General features: G+C 70.6%; 26 protein-coding genes and 1 riboswitch. Of the genes, 20 read left to right on the top strand and 6 right to left on the bottom strand.

Features of this window, described 5'->3' with window-relative positions:
* Window positions 1-39: 39 nt before the first annotated feature.
* From LCN96_RS55130 to LCN96_RS55120, 3 genes are all read left to right on the top strand, one after another.
* Complete coding sequence (locus LCN96_RS55130) at window positions 40-840, top strand: hypothetical protein (protein WP_225270348.1); 801 nt, start codon at window positions 40-42, stop codon at window positions 838-840.
* Window positions 841-964: 124 nt separating this feature from the next.
* Window positions 965-2,386: a sigma-70 family RNA polymerase sigma factor gene (locus LCN96_RS55125; protein WP_225276297.1), complete on the top strand. Its 1,422-nt coding sequence runs from the start codon at window positions 965-967 to the stop codon at window positions 2,384-2,386.
* Window positions 2,387-2,465: 79 nt separating this feature from the next.
* Entirely contained in the window at window positions 2,466-3,566 is a 1,101-nt protein-coding gene (locus LCN96_RS55120) for a C40 family peptidase (RefSeq protein ID WP_225270347.1), read from the top strand.
* 7 nt (window positions 3,567-3,573) lie between these two features.
* Here LCN96_RS55120 and LCN96_RS55115 read toward each other — a convergent pair whose 3' ends face one another.
* Complete coding sequence (locus tag LCN96_RS55115) at window positions 3,574-4,065, bottom strand: inorganic diphosphatase (protein ID WP_225270346.1); 492 nt, start codon at window positions 4,063-4,065, stop codon at window positions 3,574-3,576.
* Between the two features lie 332 nt (window positions 4,066-4,397).
* On the opposite strand from LCN96_RS55115, the gene dacB reads away from it, so the two are divergent.
* The 11 genes from dacB to LCN96_RS55060 all read left to right on the top strand — a co-directional run bounded on the left by dacB (window position 4,398) and on the right by LCN96_RS55060 (window position 13,970).
* Window positions 4,398-5,573 (top strand): D-alanyl-D-alanine carboxypeptidase/D-alanyl-D-alanine endopeptidase, encoded by a 1,176-nt coding sequence (gene dacB / locus LCN96_RS55110; RefSeq protein WP_225270345.1) that lies wholly within the window; start codon window positions 4,398-4,400, stop codon window positions 5,571-5,573.
* Window positions 5,574-5,688: 115 nt separating this feature from the next.
* Window positions 5,689-6,765 (top strand): zinc-dependent metalloprotease, encoded by a 1,077-nt coding sequence (locus tag LCN96_RS55105; protein WP_225270344.1) that lies wholly within the window; start codon window positions 5,689-5,691, stop codon window positions 6,763-6,765.
* A 157-nt stretch (window positions 6,766-6,922) separates the two neighbouring features.
* A complete protein-coding gene (gene tilS / locus LCN96_RS55100; RefSeq protein WP_225270343.1) occupies window positions 6,923-7,924 on the top strand; it encodes a tRNA lysidine(34) synthetase TilS in 1,002 nt (333 codons plus the stop codon).
* 10 nt (window positions 7,925-7,934) lie between these two features.
* A complete protein-coding gene (hpt, locus tag LCN96_RS55095) occupies window positions 7,935-8,486 on the top strand; it encodes a hypoxanthine phosphoribosyltransferase (protein ID WP_225270342.1) in 552 nt (183 codons plus the stop codon).
* Between the two features lie 237 nt (window positions 8,487-8,723).
* Window positions 8,724-10,718 carry an ATP-dependent zinc metalloprotease FtsH gene (ftsH, locus tag LCN96_RS55090; RefSeq protein WP_225270341.1) on the top strand — a complete coding sequence of 665 codons (1,995 nt, stop codon included), beginning with the start codon at window positions 8,724-8,726 and terminating at the stop codon, window positions 10,716-10,718.
* Window positions 10,715-11,293, top strand: a complete 579-nt coding sequence (gene folE / locus LCN96_RS55085; protein WP_225270340.1) for a GTP cyclohydrolase I FolE — start codon at window positions 10,715-10,717, stop codon at window positions 11,291-11,293. Before ftsH ends, folE begins: the two co-directional genes overlap by 4 nt.
* A 69-nt stretch (window positions 11,294-11,362) precedes the next feature.
* Window positions 11,363-12,220, top strand: coding sequence for a dihydropteroate synthase (folP, locus tag LCN96_RS55080; RefSeq protein ID WP_449867081.1), 858 nt, complete (start codon window positions 11,363-11,365; stop codon window positions 12,218-12,220).
* Complete coding sequence (locus LCN96_RS55075) at window positions 12,217-12,663, top strand: nuclear transport factor 2 family protein (RefSeq protein ID WP_225270339.1); 447 nt, start codon at window positions 12,217-12,219, stop codon at window positions 12,661-12,663. The genes folP and LCN96_RS55075 overlap by 4 nt, the downstream gene beginning before the upstream one ends.
* On the top strand, window positions 12,653-13,018 hold the full coding sequence (gene folB / locus LCN96_RS55070) for a dihydroneopterin aldolase (protein ID WP_225270338.1): 366 nt from the start codon (window positions 12,653-12,655) through the stop codon (window positions 13,016-13,018). Before LCN96_RS55075 ends, folB begins: the two co-directional genes overlap by 11 nt.
* Window positions 13,015-13,518 carry a 2-amino-4-hydroxy-6-hydroxymethyldihydropteridine diphosphokinase gene (folK, locus tag LCN96_RS55065; protein WP_225270337.1) on the top strand — a complete coding sequence of 168 codons (504 nt, stop codon included), beginning with the start codon at window positions 13,015-13,017 and terminating at the stop codon, window positions 13,516-13,518. Before folB ends, folK begins: the two co-directional genes overlap by 4 nt.
* The gene (locus tag LCN96_RS55060) at window positions 13,515-13,970 is read left to right on the top strand and encodes a DUF3180 domain-containing protein (protein ID WP_225270336.1); all 456 of its coding nucleotides are present in this window, start codon (window positions 13,515-13,517) and stop codon (window positions 13,968-13,970) included. The genes folK and LCN96_RS55060 overlap by 4 nt, the downstream gene beginning before the upstream one ends.
* On the opposite strand, the gene LCN96_RS55055 is transcribed toward LCN96_RS55060, so the two are convergent.
* Genes LCN96_RS55055 through LCN96_RS55045 form a run of 3 tightly spaced genes read right to left on the bottom strand, consistent with a single transcriptional unit; the run spans window position 13,967 to window position 16,411 of the window.
* Window positions 13,967-14,149: a hypothetical protein gene (locus tag LCN96_RS55055; protein WP_225270335.1), complete on the bottom strand. Its 183-nt coding sequence runs from the start codon at window positions 14,147-14,149 to the stop codon at window positions 13,967-13,969. The genes LCN96_RS55060 and LCN96_RS55055 overlap by 4 nt on opposite strands.
* The gene (locus LCN96_RS55050; protein ID WP_225270334.1) at window positions 14,142-15,269 is read right to left on the bottom strand and encodes an acyltransferase family protein; all 1,128 of its coding nucleotides are present in this window, start codon (window positions 15,267-15,269) and stop codon (window positions 14,142-14,144) included. Before LCN96_RS55050 ends, LCN96_RS55055 begins: the two co-directional genes overlap by 8 nt.
* On the bottom strand, window positions 15,266-16,411 hold the full coding sequence (locus tag LCN96_RS55045; protein WP_225270333.1) for an NADH-quinone oxidoreductase subunit D: 1,146 nt from the start codon (window positions 16,409-16,411) through the stop codon (window positions 15,266-15,268). Before LCN96_RS55045 ends, LCN96_RS55050 begins: the two co-directional genes overlap by 4 nt.
* A 123-nt stretch (window positions 16,412-16,534) precedes the next feature.
* On the opposite strand from LCN96_RS55045, the gene LCN96_RS55040 reads away from it, so the two are divergent.
* On the top strand, window positions 16,535-17,203 hold the full coding sequence (locus LCN96_RS55040; protein ID WP_225270332.1) for a DoxX family protein: 669 nt from the start codon (window positions 16,535-16,537) through the stop codon (window positions 17,201-17,203).
* 6 nt (window positions 17,204-17,209) lie between these two features.
* Here LCN96_RS55040 and LCN96_RS55035 read toward each other — a convergent pair whose 3' ends face one another.
* Window positions 17,210-18,499 carry an aminotransferase class V-fold PLP-dependent enzyme gene (locus LCN96_RS55035; protein ID WP_225270331.1) on the bottom strand — a complete coding sequence of 430 codons (1,290 nt, stop codon included), beginning with the start codon at window positions 18,497-18,499 and terminating at the stop codon, window positions 17,210-17,212.
* A 45-nt stretch (window positions 18,500-18,544) separates the two neighbouring features.
* Window positions 18,545-18,660, bottom strand: a riboswitch (SAM riboswitch).
* Between the two features lie 121 nt (window positions 18,661-18,781).
* Between LCN96_RS55035 and LCN96_RS55030 the strand changes: the two genes are divergently transcribed.
* Both LCN96_RS55030 and LCN96_RS55025 read left to right on the top strand, forming a co-directional pair.
* Window positions 18,782-19,522, top strand: a complete 741-nt coding sequence (locus tag LCN96_RS55030) for a TerC family protein (RefSeq protein WP_225270330.1) — start codon at window positions 18,782-18,784, stop codon at window positions 19,520-19,522.
* A 29-nt stretch (window positions 19,523-19,551) separates the two neighbouring features.
* Window positions 19,552-20,718, top strand: a complete 1,167-nt coding sequence (locus LCN96_RS55025; RefSeq protein ID WP_225270329.1) for a cytochrome P450 — start codon at window positions 19,552-19,554, stop codon at window positions 20,716-20,718.
* A 25-nt stretch (window positions 20,719-20,743) separates the two neighbouring features.
* Here the strand turns inward: LCN96_RS55025 and LCN96_RS55020 are convergent, their stop codons facing one another.
* Window positions 20,744-21,706 (bottom strand): SAM-dependent methyltransferase, encoded by a 963-nt coding sequence (locus tag LCN96_RS55020; protein WP_225270328.1) that lies wholly within the window; start codon window positions 21,704-21,706, stop codon window positions 20,744-20,746.
* A 192-nt stretch (window positions 21,707-21,898) separates the two neighbouring features.
* Here LCN96_RS55020 and LCN96_RS55015 point away from each other — a divergent pair, with 192 nt between their 5' ends.
* From LCN96_RS55015 to panC, 3 genes are all read left to right on the top strand, one after another.
* Window positions 21,899-22,129, top strand: coding sequence for a chaplin family protein (locus tag LCN96_RS55015; protein WP_225270327.1), 231 nt, complete (start codon window positions 21,899-21,901; stop codon window positions 22,127-22,129).
* Window positions 22,130-22,439: 310 nt separating this feature from the next.
* Window positions 22,440-23,330 carry a Rossmann-like and DUF2520 domain-containing protein gene (locus LCN96_RS55010; RefSeq protein ID WP_225270326.1) on the top strand — a complete coding sequence of 297 codons (891 nt, stop codon included), beginning with the start codon at window positions 22,440-22,442 and terminating at the stop codon, window positions 23,328-23,330.
* A gap of 22 nt (window positions 23,331-23,352) precedes the next feature.
* Window positions 23,353-24,189 (top strand): pantoate--beta-alanine ligase, encoded by an 837-nt coding sequence (gene panC / locus LCN96_RS55005; protein WP_225270325.1) that lies wholly within the window; start codon window positions 23,353-23,355, stop codon window positions 24,187-24,189.
* The last annotated feature ends 13 nt before the right edge of the window (window positions 24,190-24,202 follow it).

Raw genomic sequence — 24,202 nt, 5'->3', positions numbered from 1 at the left:
CCCGTGTCAGCCCTGCCAGGTTCGGGTTATCACGGCAAAGTGATCCCGCGCAGCCGAACCGTCAGCCTTCTCGCACTCGGGGCGTTCTGCCTCGTCTCCTGCTCCAGTGAGGAACAGCCCGTACAGCAGCTCAAGCCGCTGGCCCTCAAGGAGCAGGCCTCCAACATCGTCAAGTCCGCCGACGGGTACGCCGTCACCTGGGCGGGTGTGCTCAGCAACGCCAACCCGTGGCACTTCGGCGAGCACGTGGTGGCCACGGTCATCGGGCACGACGCCCGGGGCGCCGAGGTGGTCAGGATGGACCAGCCGCTCGACGCCGTGCCGCCGGGCGGGTCGCTGGCCTTCACCGGCCAGGCCAGCGCCACCCAGAAGCCGGCGAAGGTGACGATCCAGTACCGCCCCGCGCAGTGGCGCCAGGCTGCGCGGATCGCGTCGGCGTTCCAGCGCTTCCCGACCTCACGTGTCCAGACAATGCGTCAGAAAGACGGCACGTACCTGATTACGGGATACGTGGACAACCCTTATCGCATTCCGGCGAGCACCCTGGTCGTGAACGCGCTGCTGCGCGACAAGGCGGGCAAACTGCTCGGCGGCGGCAGCACGTTCGTGGACGAGGTGGAGGCGGGCAGCCCGCCGCGCTTCATCCTCACGGTGAGCGGCCTGCCGAAGGGCGCCGACGTGGCCAGGACCGAGATCACCGCCAGGACCTGGGGATCCACCGGCCGCCCCTACGAGGAGCTGGCGCTCAGCGGGGCCATGCCCGTGCACACGGTCAAGCCGACGAGCGAGCCGTTCGCGGTGGACCGCAGCACGCAGATCGTCTCCGAATATAAGCAGTAGCTCATTCATATTTCGCGCTATAAGCGCTTTTATCCGGACGACATCCGGCCGCTTCGCCAGACAAGCCATGCCATCGGCGTGAACAGGTAGAACTACTAGTTACCGATCCATTACCTTCAGTCACATGAATGACCGCGTCCTGGTCGAAGCACTCCGCGCCCGTGATCCAGGAGCACTGTCCGCGCTCTATGACGCCCACGCGGAGAGCGTCTACCGCTACTGCTGGTCCCTGCTGCTGAGTGCCGAGAGCGCCCAGGTGGCGCTCCGCGACACGCTGATCGCCGCCGAGGCGCACGCCGGCGCGCTCGCCGACCCGGAGCGGCTGCGCGTCTGGCTGTACGCGCTGGCCCGGGTCGAATGCCTGCGCCGCCGCGCCGCCGCCCCGCCGGGCGCCGCCGAAGCGCTGGCCGAGGCGCCACCGCTGGACGACCCGGCCGACGCCGACCTGCGCGTCATGGCCTGGAACGCCGTCCAGAGCCTGCCCGTGGCCGAGCGCGAGGTGCTGGAGCTGGTGCACCGGCACGGCCTGCCCGCCGCCGACCTGACCCAGGTGCTGGGCCTCGCGCCGCGCCGGCTGGAGCAGCTCCTGGAGGAGGCGGGGGAGCTGCTGCGCGACGCGGTCACGGCCGAGGTCCTGGCCAGGAAGGGCCCGTACGACTGCCCGCGCCGCGCCCGCATCCTGACGGGCTTCGCCGGCGAGCTGACCCAGGAGCTGCGCGAGCACCTGGTCAAGCACCTGGCGCGCTGCGAGACCTGCGCGCCGCACCGCGCCCGCGAGGTGTCGGCGGCCAAGGTCTACGGGCTGCTGCCCGGCGCCGTGCTGCCTGAGTCGCTGCGCATCCGGGTGATGAGCTGCTTCGCCGACCCCGAGCTGCTGCCCTACCGCCGTTACGTCGCCAGGCGTACGGGTGTGCTGGGAGCCGCCGGGTTTCCCGTTTCAGGCGAGCGGCACGTTCGGCGGTGGCCTCAGGCGCTGGCAGGCGCGCTGGCGGCGGTCGCGACCGTGGTGGCGATAGCGGTGATCTTCGATCGGATCGGGAGGGACAACGGTGGGGTCACAGGCATCGCGACGGCCGCGTTCCCGGCGACAGGCGAGCCGCCGGGCATTCGGTTGCCCTGGCAGGCCAACCCCCGGGATGAGCCGCTGACCGTGGTGCCCATCGTCGACAACGCCAGCACGCAGCCCCTCGGGGTGACCGGTTCGCCGACCCCCGCAACCCCGGGGCCGCCCCCCGTCGCCGTGCCGTCGCACGCGCAGTCCTCGCCCACCAGCGGCCCGCCGCCGCAGCCTCCGGACGAGCACGAGGAGCCCGAGCCCACGGAACCGCCGCGGCCCGGCCATCACTCGGAGCCGCCGCCCGAGACCCCGCCGGAGGAGCCGACGGCCGAGCCTGGCACCCGTACCCCGTGCCCGACCCCGTCCCCGACGCCCACTCCCACGCCGACCCCCAGCCAGACCCCGACCCCGACCGGCACGCCGACGGAGCCGGCCACCCCCACGCCCACGGAGGAGCCCTCGGGCACGCCCTCGCAGTCGGCCTCCTGAGGCTGCCGTACCTTTACGTTACGTACGCGAAAGGGCGGGAACTGTGTGCATAGAGTAACCATTGGTTTCAGGGGGACCTATGCGCGCATTTCGGGCGGGGCTCCTCGTGGGCTGCCTGCTGACGGGCCTGTGCCCGCCGGTGGCGGCCGATCGGGGGCCGTCCTCCCGTGACGTCCAGAAGGCGCGGCAGACCGTACGTGCGCGCTCCACGGAGCTGAGCAGGACCACCGCCGAGCTGGCGACGGCCCAGTCGCGCCTGGACACGCTGGCGGCGCAGGTGGAGCGGCTGGTGGAGGCGTACAACGGGGAGGTCGTCCGGCTGCGGCAGGCGGAGCTGGCCCACCAGCAGGCCGGGGTCCGGCTGGCGGCGGCCGACGCCGAGGTGGAGCGGGCCAGGCAGGCCGTGGCGCTGCTGGCGGCGGAGAGCTACGGCGGGCTCGGGCCGGTGCACCCGATCGTGGGCATGCTGTCCGACCGGGGCGGCACCGACGGGTTCCTGCACCGGGCGGGCGTCCTGGGGCACCTGAACGACGAGCGGGCGGCGATCCTGGGTCGGATGCGCGACGCCCAGGAGGTCGCGGCGATCCTGCGTACCCAGGCTGAGGGAGCCCGCGCGGCCCGGCAGGCGGCCGCAGAACGCGCGCGGCAGGCCAAGCTGGCCGCCGAGGAGGCGGTGCGGGGGCAGCGGCGCGAGACCAGGCAGCTCGCGGCGCGCAAGGAGAGCCTGCAACGGGCGGTGGACGCGGCCCGCAGCCGCGCGGAGCTGCTGGCCAGGCGGCGGCAGGCGGCGCTGTCCGGGCTGGTCGCCGGCGGGTCGGCGATGGGCGACGTGGCGGCGAACTGGGCGCTCACCCAGCTCGGCAAGCCGTACGTGTGGGCCGCCGACGGGCCGGAGACCTACGACTGCTCGGGCCTGTCGATGCGGGCCTGGGAACGGGCCGGCGTGCGGCTCGACCACTGGACGGGCACCCAGTGGACCTCGGGCCCGCACGTGCCGCTCGACCAGCTACGCCGGGGCGACCTGCTGTTCTTCGCGCACACCGGCGACCCGTCGACCATCCACCACGTCGGCATCTACGTCGGGCGCGACCTCATGGTGCACGCCCCGCAGACCGGCGACGTGGTGCGGGTCGCCTCGATCTGGCGCGGGGACCTGGTGGGCGCCACCAGGCCCCGCTGAGGGGGCGTCAGTGGTGGCCCTCCTCCTGGGCGCGGCGGAAGGAACGCTCGATCTCGGCCTCGGCCTCGATGCGGCCCACCCAGTTGGCGCCCTCGACGGACTTGCCGGGCTCGAGGTCCTTGTAGACCTCGAAGAAGTGCTGGATCTCCAGCCGGTCGAACTCCGACACGTGATGGATGTCCTGGATGTGGTGCATCCGGGGGTCGGTGGAGGGCACGCACAACACCTTGTCGTCGCCGCCCTTCTCGTCCGTCATCCGGAACATCCCCACCGCCCGGCACGTGATGTAGCACCCCGGGAACGTGGGCTCCTGCAACAACACCAGCGCGTCCAGCGGGTCGCCGTCCTCGCCGAGGGTGTTCTCGATGAAGCCGTAGTCGGCGGGATACTGCGTGGAGGTGAACAGGAGCCGGTCAAGCCTGATCTTCCCGGTCTCATGGTCCACTTCGTACTTGTTCCGTTGTCCCTTGGGAATCTCAACGACAACGTCGAACTCCACCGCGGTTCCTCCGCTCAGGCCCCCGGGCACCCCCGGCTGGGCGTTAATGTCTCGTAGGCGAACACAGAGAGAGGGCAGGCGACGTGGCGCGGCGCGACCGGTTGGTGATGCTGACCACTCTCGCCGTGCTCCAGGTCCTCACGATCGTCACCGGCGTTTACGCGATGACCACCGACTTCAGCCTGAGCGCGCTGACGAGCGGGGCTACACCGACCGAGCCGACGGCGTCACCGGCGGAAGGCACTCCCTCCGTCCCCGTCGTCACCGCGGGGCCTGTGCTGGCCCAGCTTCCGGTGAAGCCCGGAGACGGACCTCTCCCGACTAAGGGTACTTTGACGAAGCAGTTGGCCAGCGCGCTGGGTGACGATGCGCTCGGCGACCGGGTGGGCGTGGCGGTCATCGACACCGTCACCGGTGAGCAGCTCTTCGCCGCCGACCCCGACACCGCCGTCACCCCGGCCTCCACCACCAAGGTCATCACCTGCTCCGCCGCGCTGGCCGCGCTCGGCCCCGACACCCGCTTCTCCACCAGGGTCGTCCAGGGCTCCGCGCCGGGCACCGTCGTCCTCGTCGGCGGTGGCGACCCGCTCCTCGCCGGCCCCACGGCCAAGCAGGACGGCTATCCGAGGCAGGCCAGCCTGGCCACGCTCGCCGCCCGTACCGCCGCGACGCTCAAGTCCCAGGGCGTCCGCAAGGTCAGCCTCTCCTACGACACGTCGCTGTTCACCGGCACCGCCAAGGCGCCAGGCTGGAAGCCGAACTACATCCCCGACGGCGAGGTCGCCCCGGTCCACGCCCTGACCATGGACGTCGGCCGCCAGGACCCCCGCTTCCGCAGCCCCCGCGTCCCCAACCCGCCCCAGTACGCCGCCGACGCCTTCGCCAGGCTGCTCGCCAAGCAGGGCGTCAAGGTCACCGGGTCCGTACGCCCATCCAAGGCCCCCGCCGGCGCGGCGGAGCTGGGCCGGGTCGACTCCGCCCCCCTCTACGCCCTCGTCGAGCACACCCTGACCCACAGCGACAACGACATGGCCGAGGCCCTGATGCGCCACGTCGCCATCAAGCAGGGCCAGGAGGCGTCCTTCGCGGGCGGTGCCAAGGCGGTGGCCGCCGTCATGCGCGGCCTCGGCATCACCCAGGGCGTCTCGCTCGACGACGGCAGCGGCCTGTCCATCCGCAACCGCATCAGCCCCAACGCCCTGGCCAAGGCCATCGCCCTGTCCGGCTCCGCCGCCCACCCCGGCCTGCACGCCATCGCCTCCGGCATGCCGATCGCCGGCTTCTCCGGCACCCTGGGCAACGGCCGCCGCTTCGTCGGCAGCGACAGCAAGGGGCAGGTCGGCCTCGTCCGGGCCAAGACCGGCACGCTGAACCACGTCAACACGCTGGCCGGGCTGGCCACGACGAAGGACGGGCGGCTGGTCACGTACGCGTTCATGGCCGACCGGGTGCCGGTCAACGCCGAGCCCGTACTGGACCGGCTCGCCGCCATCGTCGCCCGCTCCTGAAGGCACCTCCGGCCCTTCGCCGGCGCGCACCACGTCGATGCTCCAGCCCCTCATCGGAGAGAACCACGTTCGGGCTCCTTCGCAGGGGCGCCGAGAACCACGTACGGTGGACGGTATGCAGGTGATCGACTGGGATCTGGCCGTCACGACCGGCACGCGCCTCGTGCGCCCCGGCCCTCAGGTGAGCCGGGAGGAGGCCAGGCAGGCCGTCACCGAGCTCCGTACCCTGTCGCGCGAGGCCGAGGGCCACGTCCGGCAGTTCACCAAGATTCACACAGAGACCGCACCGCAACCCGCCACCGTCGTCGACAGGCCAGGCTGGATCAAGGCCAACGTCCAGGGCTTCCGCGTCGTCCTCGAGCCGCTCACGCAGCGGATGAGCGCCGGCGCCAACCAAGCCCCGGCCATCGTCACCGCCGTGGGCTCCCGCATCACGGGCGTCGAGGTCGGCGCCGTCCTGGCCTTCCTCGCCTCCCGCGTGCTCGGCCAGTACGAGCTCTTCCTCCCGCCCGACCCCACCGGCCAGGAGCCGGTCGGCCGCCTGACGCTCGTCGCGCCCAACATCGTGCACGCCGAGCGCGAGATGAACGTCAACCCCCACGACTTCCGCCTGTGGGTCTGCCTCCACGAGGAGACGCACCGGGTGCAGTTCACCGGGGTGACCTGGCTGCGCGAGTACGTCCGGTCGCAGATGACCGAGTTCCTGCTCGCCTCCGACCTCGACCTGCCCACCCTCCTCGAACGCCTCCGCAACGCCGCCGACACGGTGGCCGACGTGGTGCGCGGCGGCGAGGGCAACCTCATCGACGCCATCCAGTCGCCCGGTCAGAAGGAGATCCTCGACCGCCTCACCGCCGTCATGACCCTCGTCGAGGGCCACGGCGACTTCGTCATGGACGCGGTCGGCCCCTCGGTCGTGCCGTCGGTGGCCGAGATCCGCTCCAAGTTCGCCCAGCGCCGCGAGGGCGGCTCCCGCCTCGACCGCACGGTGCGGCGGCTGCTGGGGATCGAGGTCAAGATGAAGCAGTACGCGGAAGGGTCGGCCTTCGTGCGTACGGTGGTGGACCGGGTGGGGATGGACGGCTTCAACAAGGTCTGGACCTCACCGGAGACCCTCCCGACGACCCCGGAGATCGCCGACCCGAACGCCTGGATCAGCCGCGTCATCGGCACCCCGGCCCTGCCCGCCTGACGGATTCATCCGGCGGTTGCGCCGGTGGTGCTCGGCACGGGCGCGCTCCTGAGCTGCGTCGGCGATCGGCGGCGCGCACGGCACGGGCGCGTCGGACGCGGTGACGCACCGGACGCGTCAGGCGCGTTGGCACAACCATGACGCACCAGATGCGACGATGACACCCGTGGGCCCCCATCCAGCCGTAGCCGACACCCGCCGCGCAGTCCGCGAAGCCCTGTCAGACCTCCCCCCGCACGCCCTGATCCTGACAGCCTGCAGCGGCGGAGCCGACTCCCTGGCCCTGGCCGCCGCCCTGGCCTTCGAAGCCCCCCGAGCCGGCCTCCGCGCCGGCCTCCTCACCGTCGACCACCAGCTCCAGCCCGGCTCCCACACCAGAGCCACCACAGTCAAGGCCCTGGCAGAAAGCATGGGCCTGACCCCAGCGGAGATCCTCACCGTCCAGGTAGGCAAGGAGGGCGGCCCGGAAGCAGCAGCGAGGCAGGCCAGGTACACCGCACTGGACAAGGCCGCGGAAAGGCTGGGAGCATCGGCCGTCCTGCTCGGGCACACCAGGGACGACCAGGCGGAGACCGTCCTCCTGGGCCTGGCGCGAGGCAGCGGCCCCCGCTCCCTGTCCGGCATGGCGGCCAGGACGGGGCGTTACAGAAGGCCCCTGCTGCACCTGCCCCGCCAGACCACGGTGGCCGCCTGCCGGGCGCAGAACCTCACCCCCTGGGACGACCCCCACAACGACGACCCGAGGTACACCCGGGTCCGCGTCCGCCGCACCGTGCTGCCGGTCCTGGAGAGCGAGCTGGGCCCCGGGGTGGCGGAGGCGCTGGCGCGGACGGCGGCGCTGGCGCGGGAGGATGCGGACGCGCTGGACGAGTGGGCGGAGTCGGCGTTCCAGAATTGCGCTCTTAGCGATATCGGCGCGTCGGTGAAGCTGATGGTGGCCGAGCTGGAAAAGGTGCCCGCCGCTGTCCGAAAACGGGTGTTGCGGCGGGCGGCGATCGCCGCGGGATGCCCGTCCGGCGCCCTGTCGGCCACCCACGTGCTGGCCGTGGACCGGCTGATCACCCACTGGCGCGGGCAGAAAGCCGTTGACCTGCCCGGGGGTCTGTCGGCCGTCCGGCGGTATGGCACCCTGATAATCGCCATCAGTCCCATCGCGTAAGGAACCACAGGTGGACGCTGCCGACATGGGCAATGACCTGGAAAAGGTGCTCATTCCAGAGGACGAGCTCCAGGCCAAGATCAAAGAGCTTGCCGGCCGGATCGACGAGGATTATGCGGGCAAGGACGTCCTGCTCGTCGGGGTGTTGAAGGGCGCGGTCATGGTGATGGCCGACCTGGCCAGAGCGTTGCACGTGCCGGTGCAGATGGATTGGATGGCGGTGTCGTCGTACGGGGCGGGCACCAAGTCCTCCGGCGTCGTACGCGTGCTGAAAGACCTCGACACCGACATCCTGAACCGTCATGTGCTGATCGTCGAGGACATCATCGACTCCGGCCTCACCCTGCACTGGCTGCTGGAAAACCTGAAGTCGCGCAATCCGGCCTCGCTGGAGATCTGCACCGCGCTGCGCAAACCCGACGCGGTGAAGGTGCCGATCGACGTGAAATACGTCGGCTTCGACATTCCCAACGAGTTCGTCATCGGATATGGCCTCGACTACGCCGAGCGATACCGGAACCTTCCGTTCATCGGCACTCTCGCCCCACACGTTTACAAGTAGCAATCTCAGTCGTCGCCGGGAACATCGCCCAACGTGACGTACGTTGATAGGGCAAGACCGGTGTAGCGGGCGGTCCCTCCGTGCGCGTCTCCGGTGTACCTTCAGACTCCGGGAGGGTGACCACGCGTCCCCTTCGGGTAGTCAGAAGTCGCGGTGTCGGATGCCGCGGCCCCGGGCATGCCCGGGGTTCCAGGCCATGGTCAGGAAGGGACGGGCCCGCAAGGGGTTCCGCATCGGATGGATCTCAAGCGATTTACACGTGGGCCACTGCTGTGGATCCTGGGCATCGTCGTGCTGCTCCTCCTCGTCACCCAGCTCTGGAGTGGCGGCGGAAATTACAAGACGGCCGACACGTCCTTGGTCCTTGAGCAGATTCGCGCCGGAAACGTCAGCAACGCCAAGATTATCGACAAGGACAACCGGATCGAGGTGACCCTCAACAGCCCGATCTCGGTCAAGCAGGGCGACCCGCCGACCAAGTTGATCCAGTCGAGCTGGGTCACCGGCTACGGCAGCAAGCTGACCGACGAGCTGCAGGCCCAGGTCACCGCCAAGAAGACGAAGAGCTTCACCACCGAGGTGCCGCAGGAGAACATCCTGCTCAGCCTCCTGGTGAGCTTCCTGCCGATCGTCATCATCGTGCTGATCTTCCTGTTCATCATGAACCAGATGCAGGGCGGCGGCTCCCGGGTGATGAACTTCGGCAAGTCGAAGGCCAAGCTGATCACCAAGGACACTCCCAAGACCACGTTCGCCGACGTGGCAGGGGCCGACGAGGCCATCGAGGAGCTCCAGGAGATCAAGGAGTTCCTGCAGGCACCGGCCAAGTTCCAGGCGATCGGCGCGAAGATCCCCAAGGGTGTGCTGCTGTACGGCCCGCCCGGCACCGGCAAGACGCTGCTGGCCCGCGCGGTCGCCGGTGAGGCCGGGGTGCCGTTCTACTCGATCTCCGGTTCCGACTTCGTCGAGATGTTCGTCGGTGTCGGTGCCTCGCGTGTTCGTGACCTGTTCGAGCAGGCGAAGGCCAACGCTCCGGCGATCATCTTCATCGACGAGATCGACGCCGTCGGCCGCCACCGCGGCGCCGGCCTGGGCGGCGGTCACGACGAGCGCGAGCAGACGCTCAACCAGCTCCTGGTGGAGATGGACGGCTTCGACGTCAAGGGCGGCGTGATCCTCATCGCGGCCACCAACCGGCCCGACATCCTCGACCCGGCGCTGCTGCGTCCCGGCCGCTTCGACCGGCAGGTCACCGTCGACCGTCCCGACCTCGAGGGCCGCAAGGGCATCCTCAAGGTGCACGGCCGCGGCAAGCCGTTCGCGCCCGACGTCGACCTCGACGTCATCGCGCGCCGCACCCCCGGGTTCACCGGCGCCGACCTGGCCAACGTGATCAACGAGGCCGCCCTGCTCACCGCGCGGGCCGACCAGAAGCTGATCACGATGGACGTGCTCGAGGAGTCGATCGACCGTGTCATGGCAGGGCCCGAGCGCAAGACGCGGGTCATGTCCGACAAGGAGAAGAAGATGATCGCCTACCACGAGGGCGGTCACGCGCTCGTGGCGCACGCCCTGCCCAACTCCGACCCGGTCCACAAGATCACGATCCTGTCCCGCGGCCGCGCCCTCGGTTACACGATGACGCTGCCGATGGAGGACAAGTTCCTGGCGACCAGGTCCGAGATGATGGACCAGCTCGCGATGCTGCTCGGCGGCCGGGCCGCGGAGGAGCTCGTCTTCCACGAGCCCACCACCGGCGCCTCCAACGACATCGAGAAGGCCACGGCGGTCGCCCGCCGCATGGTGACCGAGTACGGCATGAGCGAGCAGCTCGGCGCCCGTAAGTTCGGCACCGGCCAGGCCGAGGTCTTCCTGGGCCGCGAGATGGGCCACGAGCGCGACTACTCCGAGAAGATCGCCTCCACGATCGACGAGGAGGTCCGCCGGATGATCGAGACGGCGCACGACCAGGCATGGGACATCCTGGTCGAGTACCGCGACGTGCTCGACAACCTGGTGCTGGAGCTCATGGAGAAGGAGACTCTCTCCCGCGAGCAGGTGCTGCAGATCTTCGCCCCGGTGGTCGTCAAGGAGCACCGCCCGTCGTACGCGGGTTACGGCAAGCGGCTCCCGTCCGACCGCCCGCCGATCCTGACCCCGAAGGAGCAGTCGGCCAACGGCTCGCTCACGACGGGCCACCAGGACGCCCTGCCCTCCGGGGACAGTGCGTGACCCAGCACGACGTCGACCTGGGGCGGATCGAGAAGGCCGTCCGCGAGATCCTGTACGCCATCGGCGAGGATCCCGACCGTGACGGCCTGGTCGAGACGCCCTCCCGGGTCGCCAGAGCCATGGCCGAGCAGTATTCCGGGCTCGGCCAGACGCCGGAAGACGTGCTGAACAAGGTCTTCGACGTCGACCACGACGAGATGGTGCTCGTGCGCGACATCGAGGTCTACTCGACCTGCGAGCACCACCTCGTCCCGTTCCACGGCCTGGCCCACGTGGGGTACATCCCCAACGACCGGGGCCAGGTCACCGGCCTGTCCAAGCTCGCCCGCCTGGTGGACGTCTACGCCCGCCGCCCCCAGGTGCAGGAGCGCATGACCTCCCAGATCGCCGACGCGCTGATGCGGGTGCTCGATCCGCGCGGGGTCATCGTGGTCGTCGAGTGCGAGCACCTGTGCATGACGATGCGCGGCGTACGCAAGCCGGGCGCCAAGACCGTCACCTCGGCCGTTCGCGGCGACTTCCGCACCAGCGACAAGACCCGATCCGAGGCCATGGCGCTGATCCTCGGCCGCTGAGCGGCGGCCGACGACCGAACGGGGTACCCACGATGTCAGCAGTAGTGGGGAAGCGCCTAGGCTTGGCCCATGACTAGCGTGCCCATCAACGTGCCGGGAGGTGCGGAGCGGTGCCTCGTCATGGGTGTGGTCAACGTGACGCCGGATTCGTTCTCCGACGGCGGCCTGTGGTTCGACGCGGCGACCGCCATCGAGCACGGCTTCGAGCTGGTGCGTGAGGGCGCCGACATCGTCGACGTGGGCGGCGAGTCCACCCGCCCGGGCGCGGCCAGGGTCTCCATGGAGGAAGAGCTGGCCAGGGTCGTCCCGGTGATCGAGGCGCTGTCCGCGGAGGGGGTCGTGGTCAGCGTCGACACGATGCGCGCCGAGGTGGCCAAGGCCGCGGTGGAGGCGGGCGCCGCGATCGTCAACGACGTGAGCGGCGGCCTGGCCGATCCGGAGATGCCGCGCGTGGTGGCCGCGACCGGCGTCAGGTATGTCGTGATGCACTGGCGGGGCCACAGCCATGACATGTACTCCCGCGCCGTCTACGCCGACGTGGTGACGGAGGTGCGCGAGGAGCTGAGCAAGCGGGTGGACCTGGTGCTGGCCGAGGGGGTCACGCAGGAGCAGATCGTGCTCGACCCCGGCCTCGGCTTCGCCAAGAACGCCGAGCACAACTGGGCCGTGCTGGCGGGCCTGCCGCGCCTGGCCGAGCTGGGCTTCCCGCTGCTCGTCGGGGCATCACGCAAACGTTTCCTGGGGCGGCTGCTGGCCGATCCCGACGGCACGCCACGGCCGTTCAGCCGCAGCGACGACGCCACGCTGGCCGTGACCGCGCTGGCGGCGCACGCCGGCGCCTGGTGCGTGCGCGTGCACGAGGTAGGTCCCAACGCCGATGCCGTGCGCGTGGCCGCCGCATGGAAGAGAGCCGGAGCAGGCACATGAGCGTCGACACCGCCGCGATCGAGACGGTCAACCAGGAGTTCTACACCGCCATCGAAAGTGCGGACCTGGACAAGATGACCGAGATCTGGGCCGAGGACACCACGGACGACCAGGTGAGCTGCGTGCACCCGGGGTGGACCCTGCTGACGGGCCGCCAGGAGGTGCTGCGCTCCTGGGCGCTGATCATGGCGAACACCACCTACATCCAGTTCGTGCTGACCGACGTCAACACGACGGTGCTGGGTGACGTGGCCGTCCTCACCTGCGTGGAGAACATCCTGACCGCCGGCGAGGAGGGCGAGGCCAGCTTCGCCGCGGGCAAGGTGGTGGCCAGCAACGTCTACATCCGCACCCCGCAGGGCTGGCGGCTGTGGATGCACCACGGCTCGCCGGTCCTCCAGGGCGACGACGACGAGGAGGAGGAAGGCGAGCTTGAGCCTTGATCGCATCGCGCTCAGGGGCCTGCGGGCCCGGGGCAGGCACGGCGTGCTCGCTGCCGAGCGGGAGCTCGGGCAGGAGTTCGTCGTGGACGCGACGCTGTTCCTCGACACCGCCCCGGCCGCGGCCGGCGACGACCTGACCAAGACCGTTCACTACGGGGAGCTGGCGCAGGCGCTGGCCGAGGTGGTGGAGGGTGAGCCGGTCGAGCTGATCGAGACCCTCGCGCAGCGGCTGGCCGACGTCTGCCTGGCCAGCGAGCAGGTGCACAAGGTCGAGGTGAGCGTGCACAAGCCGGCGGCGCCGATCCCGCTGCCCTTCGACGACGTGATCGTGACCATCGAGCGGAGCCGCGCATGAAGGTGGTGCTCTCTCTCGGCAGCAACCTGGGACGCCGGTTCCAGACGTTGCAGGGTGCCGTGGACACGCTGTTCGACGCACCGGGGCTGACGTTCGTCAGGGCGTCCCCGGTCTACGAGACCGACCCGGTCGGCGGGCCGGGCGGGCAGCGCCCGTACCTCAACGCGATCGTGGTCGCCGAGACCACGCTCGCGCCGCGCACGCTGCTGGAGCGGGCGCAGAGCGTCGAGAACGCCTTCGGCCGCGAGCGCGCGGAGCGCTGGGGGCCGCGCACGCTGGACATCGACCTGATCGTGGTGGGCGAGACCGTCTGCGACGACCCCGACCTGACGCTGCCGCATCCGCGGGCGCACGAGCGCGCGTTCGTGCTGGTGCCGTGGTCGAAGGCCGACCCTGAGGGCGAGGTGCCCGGCCGCGGCCGGGTGACGGAGCTCCTGCGGGGGCTCGACGAGCAGGGCGTACGCCTGCGCGAGGACCTGAAGCTGCAGAGGCCCGATTGAAGCCCACCCACCCCGGCCCCCTGGTCGGCATCGTCGTCGTCGTCGCCCTGCTCACCTGGCTCGTGATCAGGCCCGTCTACTCCGACCTCCCGCTGATGCCCTGGACGGCGATCCCCACGGTGCTGCTGCTGGCGATCGGCGAGGCCTACAGCGGCTGGGCGACCAGGGCCAGGATCGCCAGGAAGCCGGGCACCAAGCCGGTGGAGCCGCTGGCCGTGGCCAGGCTGGCGGCGCTGGCGAAGGCCTCGGCGTACGCGGGGGCGGTGTTCGGCGGGGTGTTCGCCGGGTTCGCCCTGCACACGGCGCAACTGCTCGACCGGGAGACGCCGCGCGGCGAGTTCTTCGTCGTGACGGGCTCGTTCGTGTCGTGCGTGGTGCTGATCTGCGCGGCGCTCTACCTGGAGCACTCCTGCCGCATCCCGAAGGAGCCGGAGGAGCGCACGCGCGACTAGTGCTCGTCCGGCAGGCCCTCGACGGGGCGCAGACCGGACAACAGCCGGTCGTCCCACATCTCGCGCTGCAGCAGGCGCAGCGCGCGGCGCAGGACGTCGCTCGGCCGCTCGCCTTCCCGCAGCGCGCGCCGGATGATGCGCTCGTCCTCGGCGTTGGCCCGGAAGGCGATGTCAGCCATGCTCAGAGCTTATGGACCCGCCGACACCCGTGTCCCGCGTTTGCGCGACGGGGGCGCGCCGCCGGCCGAAGAGGTAGATGACCGGAGCCGTGCAGATCAGCGGCCCGATGATGGCGATCGGCCGCTCCAGCCACCACACCGAGTCGGGCGGGATCCGGTCGCCCAGCGAGCCGAACAACCACCACGACAGCCCCAGGGAGATGGCCATCCCGGTGGTGTGGAACAGGAACAGCGGCAAGGAGTACCGGTTGATGAAGGCGTTGAGCCGCCCCCAGCGGGGCCGCTCCAGCACCCGCTCCATGGCCGGCCTGAGCACCTCGACCAGCCCGATCTGGAACAGCAGCAACGCCACGATCACGAACGTGGGCGGCGCCATGTTGGAGAACTTGTCACCCGGCACCCCGACCATGGAGCCCGGGTAGATGCCCGAGTAGACCAGCCCGAACAGGGCGAACAGCCCGGTCCACAACAACGCGATGTCGTAGCGCCGGGGCAGGGCCACGACCCGGTCGTAGAAGAAGCCCGCCTGGTGCGCCAGCCCCCAGACGATGATCATGTTGAGCCAGGCGGCCCACTCGATCCCGTACCGGAAGCGCAGCACGTCCACCACCAGCGCCGCGCCGCCGAGCCAGATGAGGGTCAGCACGTCGTACCGCTCGTGCAGCCACAGCGCGAGGGGCAGCAGCGCGATCAGCACGAGGTAGACCCCGAGGAACCACAGCGGGCTGAGCACCAGCAGCACCACCCGCCACATCCAGTCGACCTGGAACGTGTACGTCACCACCGCCCCGATGACGATCCACACACCCGACAGGAACAGCGCGGGTAACGCCAGCGCGCGGATGCGCCGCCAGACGAACGAGCCGATGCCGATGCCGCGCGCCCTGGCCCGGTGCCAGGACAGCAGGTGCACGTGGCCGCCCACGTAGAAGAACAGCGGCAGCACCTGCAGCAGCCAGGTGAGGATCCACAGGCCGCTGGTGAAGCCCAGCGGGCTGGTGGGCTCGGGGCCGTTCGGCTTCCAGTCGAGGATCGTGAAGGCCCAGTGCCACACCACCACGACGATCAGGCTGAGCGCCCGCAGCCAGTCGACGTACTTGTCGCGCTCCTGGGCCGTCACTTGTCGATGTCACCCACCACGAAGAACATCGAGCCGAGGATCGCCACCATGTCGGCCACGAGGTGCCCGGGCAGCATCTCGCGCAGCACCTGGATGTTGCTGTAGGAGGCCGAGCGCAGCTTGAGCCGCCACGGCGTCTTGTCTCCCTTGGAGACCAGGTAGTAGCCGTTGATGCCGAGCGGGTTCTCCGTCCACGCGTACGTGTGCCCCTCGGGCACCTTGAGCACCTTCGGCAGCCGCTGGTTGATCGGGCCGGGCGGCAGCGAGCGCAGCCGGTCGACGCAGGCGTCGGCCAGGTCGAGGGAGACCTTGAGCTGGTCGAGCAGCACCTCGAAGCGGGCGTGGCAGTCGCCGGCGCCGCGGGTGACGACCTTGACGGGCAGCTCGGGATAGGCCAGGTACGGATCGTCGCGGCGCAGGTCGAAGTCGACCCCGGAGGCGCGGGCGATGGGGCCGCTGACGCCGTACTGCATGATCTGCTCGCGCGTCAGCACGCCCACGCCCTTGGTGCGGGCGACGAAGATCTCGTTGTGCAGGATGAGGTTCTCGATGTCGGGGACGCGGCGGCGGGTCTCGGCGACGGTGGCGGAGACGCGGTCGAGCCACCCGTACGGCAGGTCCTCCTTGAGCCCGCCGACCCGGTTGAACATGTAGTGCATGCGCCCGCCGGAGATCTCCTCCATCACGGCCTGGATGCGCTCGCGCTCGTTGAAGGAGTAGAACAGCGGCGTCATCGCACCCAGCTCCAGCGGGTAGGAGCCGAGGAACATCAGGTGGTTGAGCGCCCGGTTGAGCTCGGCCAGCAGCGTACGCGCCCACACGGCCCGCACCGGCGGCTCCATGCCCAGCATGCGCTCGGCGGCGAGCACCACGCCCAGCTCGTTGGCGAAGCCCGACAGCCAGTCGTGCCGGTTGGCCAGCATGATGATCTGACGGTAGTCGCGCACCTCGAACAGCTTCTCCGCGCCCCGGTGCATGTAGCCGATGATCGGCTCGGCGGTGGCGATGCGCTCACCGTCGAGCGTCAGGCGCAGCCGCAGCACGCCGTGGGTGGACGGGTGCTGGGGGCCGATGTTGAGGATCATGTCCTCGGTGGCCAGCTCTTTCGCGCCCGCGCCGATTCCGACCACACGTTCCGTCATACGGGCCATGCTGCCACCGACCTCGGTGGTGATCCAGCGCGGGGGCGGGTCAAGAGATGGTATGGAAACGCATCGTGAAGCCGGACATGGGGAGGAATACCGGGAACGGGGGGAGAAAACACCATGAAGAGAGTTCTCTTTGATGTCGCGGCCCTGATCGCGCGGGTCGCGACCGGCGTGATCTTCGTGGCGCACGGCTGGCAGAAGTGGCAGAGCGGGCTCGGCGCCACGACACAGGGTTTCAGGGAGATGGGCATCCCGATGCCCGAGCTGGCCGCCGGGTACGCCACGGTCGTCGAGACGGTCGGCGGCATCTTCCTGATCCTGGGCCTGCTGGTACGCCCGGTGGCGCTGCTGTTGCTGATCAACATGCTCGGTGCCATCGCGTTCGTGCACGGTGGCAAGGGCGTGATGGTCGGCGAGGGCGGCTGGGAGCTCACCGGCGCGCTCGGCGCGCTCAGCCTGCTGTTCCTGGCGCTGGGCGGCGGCCGGATCGGCCTGGACGGCATCCTCGGCGCGATGTTCCGCAGGCGCTCCGAACGGCGTGCGGCCGAGGAGGAGCTCACCGCGTACCGGCCGGGCGGGACGACCAGCGGCACGGCGGGCGGCCTGGCCGGCACCACGCCCGCGGGCGGGCCCACGACCCCGGCCCACACGCCGGGCGAGGCGCCCGAGGTGCCCAGGCAGCCCAGCGCACCCAGCTCCGGCAGGCTCAACGACGAGGACATGCGGGACATCGACGCCCTCGTCTCCGACGAGCCCACGGAGCACCGCAAGCCGCCGAACCGGTGACGGCGCTCAGCGGCGCGCGACCAGGTCACGCACGGCCTCGATCAGCCGGTCCACGTGCTCCTGCGTGGTGCCGATCCCGATCGAGGCCCGCACGGCGGAGGCGGTGTCGTCGTCGCAGCCCCCGTCGGACGTCTCCAGCAGGTGCCGCACGAACGGGTGCGCGCAGAACTTGCCGTCACGCACCCCGATGCCGTACTCGCCGGACAGCGCCTCGGCCACCTCGCGGGCCGAGTACCCGGCCACGGTGAACGACACGATGCCGACCCGCGGGTGGTCGTCCCCCCACAGCGACAGCTCCCGTACGCCCGCGACCGAGGCCAGCCCGGCCCGCAGCCGCGCGATCAGCCGCTCCTCCTCGCGCACCAGCTCCGTCCACCCGGTGGCGCTCAGCGCGTCGCAGGCGGCGGCCAGGGCGATGGCGCCCAGCACGTTCGGGGTGCCCGCCTCGTGCCGCGGCTCCGGGTCGTCGTGCCACTCGACCTCCTCCGCGACCGAGCGCACCGCGCCCCCGCCCGCGAGGTACGGCTTGCCCTCTGCCAGCCAGTCCCGGCGCCCGATCAGCACCCCAGCGCCGAACGGCGCGTACAGCTTGTGCCCGGAGAAGGCCACGTAGTCCAGGTCGAGCGCCGTCAGGTTGAGCTTGCGATGCGGTACGAGCTGCGCCGCGTCCACCAGGATGCGGGCCCCGTGCCGGTGCGCGATGTGCGCCAGGGCGGCGATCGGCCACAGCTCGCCGGTCACGTTGGAGGCGGCGGTGACCACGAGCAGCTTCGGCCCGTCGATCCCGGCCAGCGCCTCGTCGGCGGCGCGCACGGCCTCGCCGGGGAAGGCGGGCGGCGCCAGCCGGACGGCCTTGGGCCAGGGCAGCAGGGAGGCGTGGTGCTCGGTGTCGAAGACCACGGTGGTGGTGCCCTCGGGCAGGCAGCCGGCCAGCAGGTTCGTGGCGTCGGTGGTGTTGCGGGTGAAGATCACGGCGTCGTCGGGGCGGGCGCCGGCGAAGGCCCTGACCGTGTGGCGGGCCTGCTCGTAGCGGGCGGTGGTGAGCTGCGAGGCGTAGCCGGCGCCGCGGTGGACGCTGGAGTAGGCCGGGAGCGCGGCGGCGACGGCGGCGCTGACCGGCTCCAGACAGGGCGCGCTGGCCGCGTAGTCCAGGTTGGCGTACCCGACCAGCCTGCCGCCCTTGACGGGCACCTCCAGGTCGGCGCCGAGCACGGCGGGGATGGGCCGGCTCGTCGAGGCGGCGGGAGCGGACTCGGCGGCGTCACGGGCGGAATCGAAGATCGTCAGCGTGGACACGGCATGCCTCCTGCAGGGTCATCGGACCCCTGGGAGCAGCCACGGAGCCCGCGCTTGCCCGCCACACCTCGTGACGGACCAGGTCTTCACCCGGGGCACCCCGCCGCGGACGCGAGGGTTGCCGGCCAGCTAGCCGGGGCTTGTCGCTGGCACTCATGACCTACAGCCGGAACTATAACCGACACCGGGGCGGAAAACGCAAGACCGCGAACTATTGCCGCCCATGACTCGTTGCTACCGGGAAACCCCCGTCAAGTCCCCCTGAGTCATGGAGGTGAGCAGATGTTGGACTGGGTGACCGACCCGAACATCTGGATCGGCTTCTTCACCCTTGTCGCCCTGGAGATCGTCCTCGGGATCGACAACATCATCTTCATCTCCATCCTGGCCGGCAAACTGCCCCCCGAACAGCGCGACCGGGCGCGGGTGCTCGGCCTGGCCGCGGCCCTGATCAGCCGGCTGCTCCTGCTGCTCGCGCTGTCGTGGGTGGTCCAGCTCACCGAGCCGCTGTTCACCGTCCTGGGGCAGGAGATCTCGGGACGAGATCTGATCCTGCTGCTCGGCGGCCTGTTCCTGCTGGGCAAGAGCGTCACGGAGATCCACCACAGCATGGAGGGGCCGGCCAAGGACGGCAAGCAGGCCGCCGCCGCCTCCTTCACCTCGGTGATCCTGCAGATCATGGTGCTGGACATCGTGTTCTCGCTGGACTCGGTGATCACCGCCGTCGGGATGGTGAACAACATCGGCGTGATGGTCGCGGCCGTCGTCGTGTCCGTGCTGGTGATGCTGGTGGCCTCCGGGCCGATCAGCCGGTTCGTGGAGAGCCACCCGAGCATCAAGATGCTGGCGCTGGCGTTCCTGGTGCTGATCGGCGTGGTGCTCGTCGCGGAGGGCCTGGAGCAGCACATCGAGAAGGGCTTCATCTACTTCGCGATGGCGTTCTCGGTCGTCGTGGAGCTGCTCAACATCAGGATGCGGAGCAGGCACGCCAAGCATGAGGGGGACGCTCCTAAGATGAAATAGTGGGCTTTGATCCTTGGAATCCGGATTTTGTGGCTTATCCCTACCGGGTCTACGACGAGCTGAGGCGCGAGGCGCCCGTCAGCTACTTCGAGCCGACGGGCCAGTGGCTCATCGCGCGGCACGCCGACGTGAACGCGCTGCTCAGAGACCGCCGGTTGGGCCGCTCCTACCTGCACGTGGCCACTCACGAGGAGTTCGGCAGGCCGCCGGAGCCGGAGTTCCAGGAGCCGTTCTGGCGGGTGATCAGAGCGGGCATGCTGGACGTGGAGCCGCCGGTGCACACCAGGTTGCGCCGGCTGGTCTCCAAGGCGTTCACCCCGCGCATGGTCGAGTCGCTGCGTCCCCGCGTCCGGGCCATCGCCGAGGGCCTCGTGGACGCGTACGTGGCCAAGGGCGGCGGCGACCTGATCGCCGAGGTGGCCGAGCCGCTCCCGGTCACCGTGATCGCGGAGATGCTCGGCATCCCCGACCAGGATCGCCACCTGCTGCGCCCCTGGTCCGCCGACATCTGCGGCATGTACGAGCTCAACCCGTCGCCCGAGGCCCAGCACACCGCGGTCCGCGCGGCCTCGGAGTTCTCCGGCTACCTCAGGAGCCTGGCCGCCCAGCGCCGCCGCGACCCCGGCGACGACCTGGTCAGCGCGCTCACCCAGATCGACGAGCTGACCGAGGACGAGCTGGTCGGCACCTGCGTGCTGCTGCTCAACGCCGGTCACGAGGCCACCGTGAACGTGACGGGCAACGGCTGGTGGTCCCTGTTCAGGAACCCCGGAGAGCTGGCCAGGCTGCGGGCCGACCGCTCGCTGCTGCCCACCGCGATCGAGGAGCTGATGCGGTGGGACACGCCGCTGCAGATGTTCGAGCGCTGGGTGCTGGAGGACATCGAGGTGCACGGCGTGCGGATCCCGCGCGGCTCGGAGGTGGCGCTGCTGTTCGGGTCCGCGAACCGGGACCCGGCGGTGTTCGCGGACCCGGACCGGCTGGACGTCGGCCGCGCCGACAACCCGCACATCTCCTTCGGCGCCGGGATCCACTTCTGCCTGGGCGCGCCGCTGGCCAGGATCGAGCTGCTGGAGTCGTTCGGCGCGCTGCTGGACCGGGCGGCCACGCTGGAGCTGCGCCAGGAGCCCTCGTGGAAGCCCGGCTACGTCATCCGCGGCCTGCACGCGCTGGAGCTCACCGCGACCGGCGCCTGACGGTGATCGGCTCGCATGACTGTGCTCATTTCGACTGGCTGAGCCAGCCGAAGCCGCCCAGCCCCGACGCGTCGATCAGCTCGCCCTCCTCCGAGGCCCTGGCGAGGGCCCGGAGGTAGCCGCGCGGATCGGAGCGGGCCAGCTCCAGCGGCGGCCGCTCCCCGGTGAGCCCCAGCTCGCGCAACGCCTCCCGCTGTGTGGACAAGGTTGTGGATATCGCACCGGCCCGCCGCCCCGCCTCTGCGCACGCGTCCAGTGCGACGTGAGCGGTGATGTCGCAGGTCCCGTCGGGTACGGGGGCGACGACCGCCCCGTCGCGGTAGCCGGTGAGCGTGCCATGCAGCGGCCGGTTGTCCACAGGGTGTGCATAATCGATGGCGATCGCTCGCCCCCTGGTGAGCCGTACCAGGACCGACGCCCACGCCTCGTCGCGGGGCCGCCCGATCTCGGCCCGCGAGCCCACGCGGCCGAGCGGCCACCACCGCTCCAGCCAGCTCCGGTCGGCCGGCCGCAGCGGGCCGCCGAGGCGTTCCTCGCCCGTGTGCGCGTCGACCAGGACCAGCCGGGGCCCCTCGGGGGTCTGCTCGACCACGTCGAGCGGCACGTTGTCGAGCCATTCGTTGGCGATGGCCAGCCCCGTGATCTCCGACGGCAGGCCCGGTGACCACTCGATCCGCTCCGGCAGCCCCGCCGGTCGGGGCGAGAGGTCCACGGCCGTGACGCGCAGCCGGTCGCGCAGCCGCGGCTCGGCCGCCTCCAGCACCTGCGTCACCAGCACCCCCTCGCCGGCGCCGATGTCGACCAGGTCGAGCACGTCTGGGCCGCCCAGGTCCGTGTCCACCTCCGCGAGCAGGGCCAGCACCGCCTCGGCGAAGGCCGCCGAGGCGCTGACCGAGGTGCGGAAGTGGCCTGACGGGCGTTCGCGGAGGTAGAAGCCCTCCTCGCCGTACAGCGCGCGCTCCGTTGCGACGCGCCAGGTGAGCCACATGCCCTGGACTATCTCATGACTTCCGACTGGCACGCACCGTCAGCGTATGACTACTCAAGGTCGCAACCTTGCGGTAACGTTTACCCATTGTCACCGAGCGGTAGCGTTCCGCCAACCCCCAATTGGCCGAAGCCGACCGCTCCCGAACATGCACCCGCGGCCCCAGTGCCGCGATACCCGAGAGGAGCCCTCGTGCTGAAGAAGGTCCTGGTCGTCACCGGAGCCGTCGCCATGCTGTCGCTGGCGGTCCCGGCGCACGCCGACATCATCACCGACGGCAGCGGTGGTGTGATCTCCGGCAACCAGGTGGTCGCCCCGATCACTGCCCCGATCAACATCTGTGGCAACGCCGTGGCCGTCATCGGCGTCGCGGTGGCCGGCTGCAAGGGCGGCGCCGGCGTGCACGCTCCCCACCACTACTGATGGGAAAGAGCCCGGGCCGACGCAGGTCGGCCCGGGCTCTTCCTCCGGTCGGTCAGTCGGCGGATGACCGATCGGCGCACCTCCAAGAGGTCGCATCGCGCGGGCGTCGGGCCTCGATCCGGGACCTGGCGCCCGCTGCCGTGCGATGAACCCCTCTCCTCATCTCTTCCGACAGGGGGTGCACGGTTTGTATGCCCTTGTCGCTTTTGCGAATAACTCAACGCGCGGCAAAACACCGGTCACGCCCACCACCCTGAGGGGCCGTTACGCTGGTCGGCAGTGCCATCACGGTCGACAGGGGTGAGACGTCATGGACGCAGGGGATCGCCCGGCACGGCTGACCGTCGGCGTGCTGGGGGCGGGCAAGGTCGGCTCCGCGCTCGGCGCCGCGTTGGCGCAGGCCGGGCACAGGGTGGTGGCTGCCAGCGGCGTGTCGGACAACTCGCGGCGATGGGCGGCCGACCGGCTCGGCGTCACGCTGTCGCGGCCCGACGAGGTGGTGGCGGCGGCCCAGCTCGTCCTGCTCACCGTGCCCGACGACCCGCTGCCCGACCTCGTCAGCGGGCTGGCCAGCACCGGTGCCGACCTCAAGGGCAAGATGCTGGTGCACACCAGCGGCGCGTACGGGCTGTCGGTGCTCGACCCGGCGGCCGAGGCGGGTGCGCTGCCGCTCGCCCTGCACCCGGTGATGACGTTCACGGGCAGGGACGACGACCTCAACAAGCTCACCGGCATCTCCTACGGCGTCACGGCCCCCGAGCTGCTGCGGCCCGTCGCCGAGGCGCTGGTGATCGAGATGGGCGGCGAGCCGGTGTGGATCGCCGACGCCGACCGCCCGCTCTACCACGCGGCCCTCGCCAACGCGGCCAACCACATGGTCACGCTCATCGCCGAGTCCTCCGACCTGCTGCGCGGCATCGGGGTCGAGCATCCGGGCCGCATGCTGGGCCCGCTGCTGGGCGCGGCGCTCGACAACGTGCTGCGGCTGGGCATCGCCGGCCTGACCGGCCCGGTCGTCCGCGGCGACGCGGGCACCGTGCGCAAGCACGTCGACGCGCTCATCCTGGCCGCTCCCGAGGCGGCCGACGCCTACGTCGCGCTGGCCCGGCTGACCGCGGACCGGGCGCTGGCTGCGGGGTTGCTCAAACCGGAGGAGGCGGAGCGGCTGCTCGACGCACTGGGGGGCAATATATGGACCTGACCGTCGCGTTGGGAGGGCTGTTATGGAGCTGATCGTCGCCAAGGGCCGGGAAGACCTGGTCAAGGCACGCCGTGCCGGCACGGTGGCGCTGGTGCCGACCATGGGGGCGCTCCACGAGGGCCACCGGTCGCTGATCAGGCAGGCCCGGGTGCGCGCCGATCAGGTGGTGGTCAGCATTTTCGTCAATCCCCTCCAATTCGGGCCTAACGAGGATTTTTCGCGTTATCCACGTACATTTGAGGCCGATCTTGATGTGTGCCGGGCCGAAGGCGTGGAGGTCGTCTTCCATCCCGCGCCCGAGGACATGTACGCCGCCGACCGCCAGGTGAGCGTCTCCGCCGGCGAGATGGGCCGGATCGTCGAGGGCGCCTTCCGGCCGGGGCACTTCGACGGCGTGCTCACGGTGGTGCTCAAGCTGTTCAACCTGGTGCAGCCCGACCTGGCGGTGTTCGGCCAGAAGGACGCCCAGCAGCTCGCCCTGATCCGCCGCATGGTCGCCGACCTCGACCTGCCGATCGAGATCCTGGGCGCGCCGACCGTCCGCGAGCCCGACGGCCTGGCCCTGTCCAGCCGCAACCGCTACCTGTCCGACGGCGACCGCCGGGTGGCGCTGGCACTCTCGCGGGCCCTGAGGGCGGGCGCGGCCCGGCTCACCCCGGACGAGATCCGGCGGACCGCGCGCGCGGTGCTCGACGAGGCCGGCCCCGAGCTCGATGTCGACTACCTGGCCCTGGTCGACCCGGCCACGTTCGCCGAGGTGAGCGACAGCTACGAGGGCCTGGCCGTGCTCGCGGTGGCGGCCAGGGTGGGCAGCACCCGGCTGATCGACAACGTCACCCTCACCTTGAATCCCGCCTGAGGCGGTTTACCGT

This window comes from Nonomuraea gerenzanensis (genome assembly GCF_020215645.1).
GTDB classification, from domain to species: domain Bacteria; phylum Actinomycetota; class Actinomycetes; order Streptosporangiales; family Streptosporangiaceae; genus Nonomuraea; species Nonomuraea gerenzanensis.
The sequence above is the reverse complement of the archived record's forward strand: the minus strand, read 5'-3'. Positions and strand labels throughout refer to the sequence as shown.